Below are 6,474 nucleotides of genomic sequence, written 5' to 3' on the forward strand. Positions count from 1 at the left end.
AACTGACTCATAATCAGTAGGTGCCTGGTTCGATTCCAGGTGGGCCCACATTGAAAATCAAGGACTTAGAGAGAAATTTCTAAGTCCTTTTTCTTTAACTAACAATGAAACTAACAATGATTGTTATATTCAAGAAATAATAAAGAACTATGTAAGGACTTAAAAAACATAAATACCCGATGGGGAATCAGGCAAATAAACTACTTAAATTTTACTGACTTTTTCCAGGAAAGACCGCATCTCTAAATACTCTGCATCGCAATTCAGTTCGGTCATTTTTAATCCATAATCCTCATGGGTAATAAAGTCGTTTAGAAACAACTTCTTATACGACTCAGTCTGCTCCCTGTGCTTGCTACAATAATATTCCGCATATGCAATTTTATCTCGAACCTGGCTATCATTTTCAGGAATAACACTATCAAACAAACCAGATTCGGGAGTGCCAATAGTTACATTCTTTCCTTTCATTTTTAAGGTTAGAAAAAATGACGCCGGCACTTTTTTTCGTTTTCGAAATCCTAAGTTCATAGCGAGTACTCGATCTCGCTATTAGAAAATGATTTTGCAATCCGATTAAGTTCATTAAAGCACATTTTAGCCATCGACCCTTTCATGCCATAATTCCTTATCTCAGACTCCGTCCTGTCGAATCCAGGGAAAAACTGTTTTCCAGTAAACCTTATTTTATTTTCCTTAATTGTAGCAAAAATCCTAACTTCCCAGATATTGTTTAGAGTTCTCTTCTCTGTGTTAATATATAGCAAGTCCTTATCTGACCTCTCAATTATGTAACCCTGCTCAATTAAGTATGCTGCGAGTGCTTTGTATGTCTTCTCTGGATCAGACTCCTCGACAGTGAGGGTAATTGTGGTCACATTCTTTGGTATATCTTGACCAAAAGAAGTGGATTGCGAAAAAGGCACAATAAGCAAAAGTGCCAATAAAATTATTTTCATTGATCAGGTTGATATTTATTACAATATAGCAATTATTCAAACTTTTTTGTAACTGCAACAATATTATATAATTCTCTCACCTTACTTAGGCTAATTTCAGTCCGCGGGTATAACTCCTTATTTGGATTCAGCGATTCATATGTAATAACTCCATTATCTACATCATGAGCTACTATGCGCTTAATGATAAGGCCATCATATTCATGAATTACATAATCTTTGTATTTGTGAATGTGTAATTTGTTTTTCCAGTGCTTCTGATCTATCCTTCGTCCAGTAACGATATAACCTTCGCTTATTGCTTCCCGAGAATCGTCATCCATACTATCCCCCTTAACCTCAAAAGACCTATAAACTCCAAAGTGAAGCTTCTCCACTACAATTGCATGACGAGGTAAATCGTCAACATATGTTGCGTCAGACCAACCAGAAACATAACCCCCATAGGCATAATCAGAAACTAGTGGTGTAACCATCAAATAATGCTCATCACCTAGGTATCGAAATTCTGTACCATCCTCGCGTTTAATAATTTCCATTTCATGCTCTTCCGGAAACGGAATTTCCACAGCGTTGGATTCAAGCTTCGCTTTATTGATCATACTACCTTCCCCTGTTAACAACCAAGCAGCGTTCAAATCTGTATATATTGTAAGAAATTTTTCTAACACAGAAGACCCAAAACTTCCTCCTTTTGCAATTATTTTCGACACACTTCCACGAGACACTTCTAAGTTATTTTCGATAGAATATACACTAAGCCCCTTAAATTCAATGTATTGACGCAATCTATCAGCTACCATAAGAATATTTTCATCTATTTTATTGTATATAAGATTATTTTCTTACATATTTGCATTGTACTAAAAACGATATGCAAAATACGATGAAAACGCAGATAAACGGAAGAATTAATGAATTAACGGAGGCTACACATGCCAAAGGGAATAATTCACTGATGGGTACTCGAATTTCGGAATCTGGTAGATGTTTTGAGTATAGTGCTATTGTTTTTGAATACGTGACTGAGGTGGAGAGGTTAAGGGCGACTCGCGGACCGGTCAATAAGGTAGTTTATCAGGTTGATGGTGACGTTCCGGGTTTGTATACATTCCGTTGGGGTCGCTGGGAGTGCCTGGAAGAGGAGAGAGTCGCAAAGAGCAGCGAGCCGGTAAGCTTGATGCAGCATTTAAAGAGTAGGTTGATAAGTTTCTTTCAGTAATAGGGGAGGGTTTACGTGTATCGGCATTGATCGCTGATTGATGCCGATCTTTTCAATAGCATTTCAACAATCAACTATAAATTAAAAATCATGGAGCAAAGTTTTGGACAAAAAGCAGTTGGGTTATCTTTTAATCCTTCGGGCGATGATGCAGTAGGAAAAGCAAAACAAATTTATGCTGATGCTATCGACCAATTGAATGAGTTGCGCGCATCAACCACGAATGGAGAAGTAAAGCGACTTGCATCCGTCGCGATCACAGAAACGCAATCCGCCCAAATGTGGGCAGTTAAGGCATTGACCTGGAAAGATTAAGCACTTCACTTCATCAATAATAATAAAGGGTACCGGGTGGCGGAATTGGTAAACGCAGCGTAGTATGGTGTCTGTCTGTATAGAAATCAGACAATCGAAGTTTCGGGTAAGAATGGAATGGGCATACACGATTATCCTTACAGGTTCGAATCCTGTTCCGGTAACATCATCACAGGCAGAGGGCCAATTACGATGAATCAGTGCACAATTAAACGGGATGAGGGACTGATCAACCCAAACCGACGCATGAGGCTCCGGCGGGCCGTACCGCCGGACATGTTAATTATTTAAATCTTTCATTCTTATGGATCAAAAACCGCAGACGATCAAGGAGCGCCTTATTGATCGTTTTCTAACAGCAAGGGAGGCGCTGGGGCCTAATTGGAGAAAAATACTTGTCGAGGCAGCCCCCGAGTATGATTCCGTAAAAGGAGTAGACAAGTTAAACCGGGCCGCTGGGTCTGTAACCAGGTCGCAACGTGTGGGAGTTGATCTCCTTGAAGAGGTAGTAACGGATATGGAAAAACTTACCCTACCAAATGAGCAGCCAGTATGAGCCACCTAATCAATCTCGCCGGAGCTTTAATGTTCAGCGCTGTCATCATGGCCGGCGCGTGCTTCGGAGCGATCATCGACTATTTGTTAAACCAGGTTAACTGGAATCTGGTAATTGTAATCGGGATATCAGCAGTTGTTATCCTGGCTCTTGCCAAAACTGAAAAAGAATAATTCTATGGGAAATCCATTTGAAGAACTATCCGCTCAAAATCAAATGATTTTAGATAGACTTGACCGGATGGAAAAAAGAAATCTAAATGAACACTACCTGGATAAAGACGAGTTTATGAGACTCGAACCCGCTGCCGATTATCTGGGAATAAAAGTGTCTACGCTTAGAAGTTACATCAACAAACGGGTTATCCCGTACCACAAACGAAGTACGATGATTTACCTGAAAAAATCCGACCTGAACGAATACATTGAACAGGGACGAGTTGAGAAAAAACCACGTTTTTTAAGAAGCGCGTAAAAAGCAAACAATGGAAAGATGGCAGCACCCAATAAGACTGGACTTGATTACTTTCCTTTTGATGTTGATTTTTTTGAAGACGAGAAATTAGAAGCTATTAGTGGTGAATTCGGTTTAAAGGGGGAAATGGCGACAGTTAAACTGTTATGCGCGGTGTACAAGAATGGATACTTCGTTGTATGGAATAATTTGTTTCAAATGAAACTCTTAAAAAGACTGCCCGGTATCACCCCGGAATTACTCGAACAAATTGTAAACCGCTTGGTCCTATGGGGATTTTTTGATAAGTCCCTCTTTGATTCGGCTAAGGTTCTAACGAGTAAAGGGATACAGAGCCGGTATTTTGAAGCCACGAAAAGACGAAAATCTACCCTGTCTTTAATTTATGTTATCAATAATGAGGTTAATGTTGACATTAACCCACCTACAAGTAACATTAATGCTAACATTTATGAACAAAGTAAAGGAGAAGAAAGTAAAGTAAATGAAATCAAACAAAATGAAGAAAATGAAAAAGAAGATTTTTCTTCATCGTCGTCTCCGAATGTCGTTCCTGATTTTGGTACAAGGGAGCGGGCTAAGCTTGCAAGAGATTTAAAAATTGATCCCCCCGAGTTGCGCGCCGCCCCCCTTACGCTGGATGAGTATTTTGAGCAAATGCAAAAAAATCAACAGCTTTTGGAAACGGCCTGCATGACACGAAAAGTTACCCCAGATCAGTTTTTTGTTTCGCTTCATGAATTCATTCTCGAAAAGAAAGCAATCGGACATCTGCCGAAATCTTATCAGGACATTGCGCAGCATTACCTGAACTGGTTGCCAATCTGGAAAGCGAAGCGGGATAAACAGGAAACGGAACCGGTAAAGGGTGGAAAGTTGAGGCAGCAGGCGCATTCAATTGCTGCTGCATCGGAAAAGATTAAATCAAAAGGAGGCTATTTGACTGCCTCGGATATTGACTACTGACATGAGCAACTTAACAGTCAGGGATGTTTACGCAATTACAGTACCTGAGCAAATCAAATCAAAGCTAAAAAAATCAGAGGAATCGATCATTGCTCTTTCCATTCCCTCGCAAGTTAACCCACTGGTTAAAGATCTTAACGGGGATCAGATGAAGGGCCTGGTTGATGCGATTGTCAAGAAAGCAGCTCTTATGCTCGGGCAAAAGGCGAATGACCCGGAAGAACAGGAGGAGGTTAATATTGGGATCAACCTGCAAATATTAAAGTTTCAAAACCTGACGGCCGGGGAGATCATGAGAGCGCTGGAATACGGATTAGAAGGTCGGTATGTAGCAAAAGGAGGTTTTGTATACTTCACGCCTTCACACTTTGTGCAGTGGGTTAGATCCTACGAAGAGGATGTAAGATTGCCGGTTAAAGGATTGTATCGGGAAATAGAGAGAGGATTGCCCACGCCAACCTATGAGCCTACTGAATCGGATAAAGTTACGCTCTCCTGGAATTTCTTTACATGGGTGATACAGGTTTATCTGAAAGAGCGTGTTTACGTGGATGCCGGTAATTCTGTTTTCAATTTCCTTACCAAAATCGGATTCCTTGTATTGACGGATGAGGAATGGAATCGGGCAGTCGCCATTACAAACGACAAGCTCATCAAAGATCTGAGTGGGAACATTCAGGAAAAGAAAAAAGTAATTGCCAGGATCAAAGAAATGGAATCCGGAGCATTTGATGAAAACATTGATTCAAAAGTTCGCCAGACCGTCATTTCTGAAAGATTGGAAGAGTTTTACAAAATGGACCGCGACGATCAATTTGACTACATGGAGGCGGTATTGGAGAAAGTTAACTACGCAAAGGCACAATTAGAAAACCAGTAATGATTAAAACGATAGTAGGGTTAGATGGAGATCTTCATAAGTCTGGTTTGGCGGTATGGGATATGGAGTTAAAAAAGTGGTTGTATGCCAAGGCTACCCCAAATGAGGATATTGTCGAAGTGTTGGCAACCATGTGTGACCCGGAAACTACGCTCGTAAAATTGGAGGCTGGTTGGAAAATTAAAAAGGCAAACCTGAGGGGCGGATCTTATTTGTCCGCGCAGAGGAAAGCCAAGAACGTCGGAGAGAATCACGCAGCCGGTAAGATGATTCACAAAATACTCATCAAGGCCGGGTATACTGTTGAACTTGTTACGCCACTTGCCAAAGGGCCATTTAAAAGCCTTAAAGGGAGTTGGTCGGTATTAGGCCGGCAGTATATCACGAAAAGAACGGGCATTACAAAAGGAATTAACGACGATGCCAGGGACGCAATTTTTTTAGTACTCCACGATAATAATTACAACGGGGGCAATCCTTAAAGGCTTATGCTCCGCTATTTCTAAGTCACATCTTAAAAAACTACATACAATGGATAATAAAAAAATTACCGGATTCAAAGGATTTGACAAAGATCTTAAATGCCGTGACATGCAGTACGCTGTCGGCAGCGCATTCGAAATCGAAGCAGGTAAAACCCTTAAAGTATGCCCGGATGGAGTGAATCAGGCAGGCCTGCATTTTTGTGAAAACCCGTTAGATGTTTTTGGATGCTACCCACCGGCTGATAGCAGATTTTGCGAAGTGGTAGGCAGCGGAGAAACCCAGGCAGAGGAATCGGACAGTAAAGTTGCCGCCTCTAAACTTTTCATCAAAACAGAAATTTCACTTAAAAACCTGCTTGATCTTTCAGTAAAGTTTATCCTTAATAAGGTTGACTGGAACAACGCCAAAGAATCGAACACAGGCGACCAATCTGCTGCAACGAACACAGGCAACCAATCTGCTGCAACGAACACAGGCGACCGATCTGCTGCAACGAACACAGGCTGCCGATCTGCTGCAACGAACACAGGCTGCCGATCTGCTGCAACGAACACAGGCTACCAATCTGCTGCAACGAACACAGGCTACCAATCTGCTGCAACGAACACAGGCTACC

General features: G+C 41.2%; 12 protein-coding genes and 1 tRNA gene. 10 read left to right on the forward strand and 3 right to left on the reverse strand.

What is annotated here, in order from left to right; genetic code table 11:
* Nucleotides 1-204 precede the first annotated feature (204 nt).
* The 3 genes from M1L62_RS29175 to M1L62_RS29185 are packed head-to-tail and all read right to left on the reverse strand — an operon-like array spanning nt 205 to nt 1,762.
* On the reverse strand, nt 205-471 hold the full coding sequence (locus M1L62_RS29175) for a hypothetical protein (protein WP_254563177.1): 267 nt from the start codon (nt 469-471) through the stop codon (nt 205-207).
* Nucleotides 472-527: 56 nt separating this feature from the next.
* Complete coding sequence (locus M1L62_RS29180) at nt 528-959, reverse strand: hypothetical protein (RefSeq protein WP_254563178.1); 432 nt, start codon at nt 957-959, stop codon at nt 528-530.
* 32 nt (nt 960-991) lie between these two features.
* Nucleotides 992-1,762, reverse strand: coding sequence for a hypothetical protein (locus M1L62_RS29185; RefSeq protein WP_254563179.1), 771 nt, complete (start codon nt 1,760-1,762; stop codon nt 992-994).
* A gap of 83 nt (nt 1,763-1,845) precedes the next feature.
* On the opposite strand from M1L62_RS29185, the gene M1L62_RS29190 reads away from it, so the two are divergent.
* From M1L62_RS29190 to M1L62_RS29235, 10 genes are all read left to right on the forward strand, one after another.
* Entirely contained in the window at nt 1,846-2,181 is a 336-nt protein-coding gene (locus tag M1L62_RS29190; protein WP_254563180.1) for a hypothetical protein, read from the forward strand.
* Nucleotides 2,182-2,271: 90 nt separating this feature from the next.
* A complete protein-coding gene (locus M1L62_RS29195; protein WP_254563181.1) occupies nt 2,272-2,496 on the forward strand; it encodes an Acb2/Tad1 domain-containing protein in 225 nt (74 codons plus the stop codon).
* Nucleotides 2,497-2,526: 30 nt separating this feature from the next.
* Nucleotides 2,527-2,660 (forward strand) — tRNA-OTHER (locus M1L62_RS29200).
* Between the two features lie 140 nt (nt 2,661-2,800).
* The gene (locus M1L62_RS29205) at nt 2,801-3,052 is read left to right on the forward strand and encodes a hypothetical protein (protein WP_254563182.1); all 252 of its coding nucleotides are present in this window, start codon (nt 2,801-2,803) and stop codon (nt 3,050-3,052) included.
* Nucleotides 3,049-3,225, forward strand: a complete 177-nt coding sequence (locus tag M1L62_RS29210) for a hypothetical protein (protein ID WP_254563183.1) — start codon at nt 3,049-3,051, stop codon at nt 3,223-3,225. The genes M1L62_RS29205 and M1L62_RS29210 overlap by 4 nt, the downstream gene beginning before the upstream one ends.
* 4 nt (nt 3,226-3,229) lie before the next feature.
* Entirely contained in the window at nt 3,230-3,526 is a 297-nt protein-coding gene (locus M1L62_RS29215) for a helix-turn-helix domain-containing protein (RefSeq protein ID WP_254563184.1), read from the forward strand.
* Between the two features lie 18 nt (nt 3,527-3,544).
* Complete coding sequence (locus M1L62_RS29220; protein ID WP_254563185.1) at nt 3,545-4,492, forward strand: DUF4373 domain-containing protein; 948 nt, start codon at nt 3,545-3,547, stop codon at nt 4,490-4,492.
* Between the two features lies 1 nt (nt 4,493).
* Nucleotides 4,494-5,372 (forward strand): hypothetical protein, encoded by an 879-nt coding sequence (locus M1L62_RS29225; protein ID WP_254563186.1) that lies wholly within the window; start codon nt 4,494-4,496, stop codon nt 5,370-5,372.
* On the forward strand, nt 5,372-5,854 hold the full coding sequence (locus M1L62_RS29230; protein WP_254563187.1) for a hypothetical protein: 483 nt from the start codon (nt 5,372-5,374) through the stop codon (nt 5,852-5,854). Before M1L62_RS29225 ends, M1L62_RS29230 begins: the two co-directional genes overlap by 1 nt.
* 49 nt (nt 5,855-5,903) lie before the next feature.
* Nucleotides 5,904-6,474 (forward strand): DUF7666 domain-containing protein (locus M1L62_RS29235; protein ID WP_254563188.1); only part of this gene is annotated, 571 nt, incomplete at its 3' end.

The sequence above is a fragment of the Dyadobacter diqingensis genome, assembly GCF_024220585.1.
GTDB classification, from domain to species: domain Bacteria; phylum Bacteroidota; class Bacteroidia; order Cytophagales; family Spirosomataceae; genus Dyadobacter; species Dyadobacter diqingensis.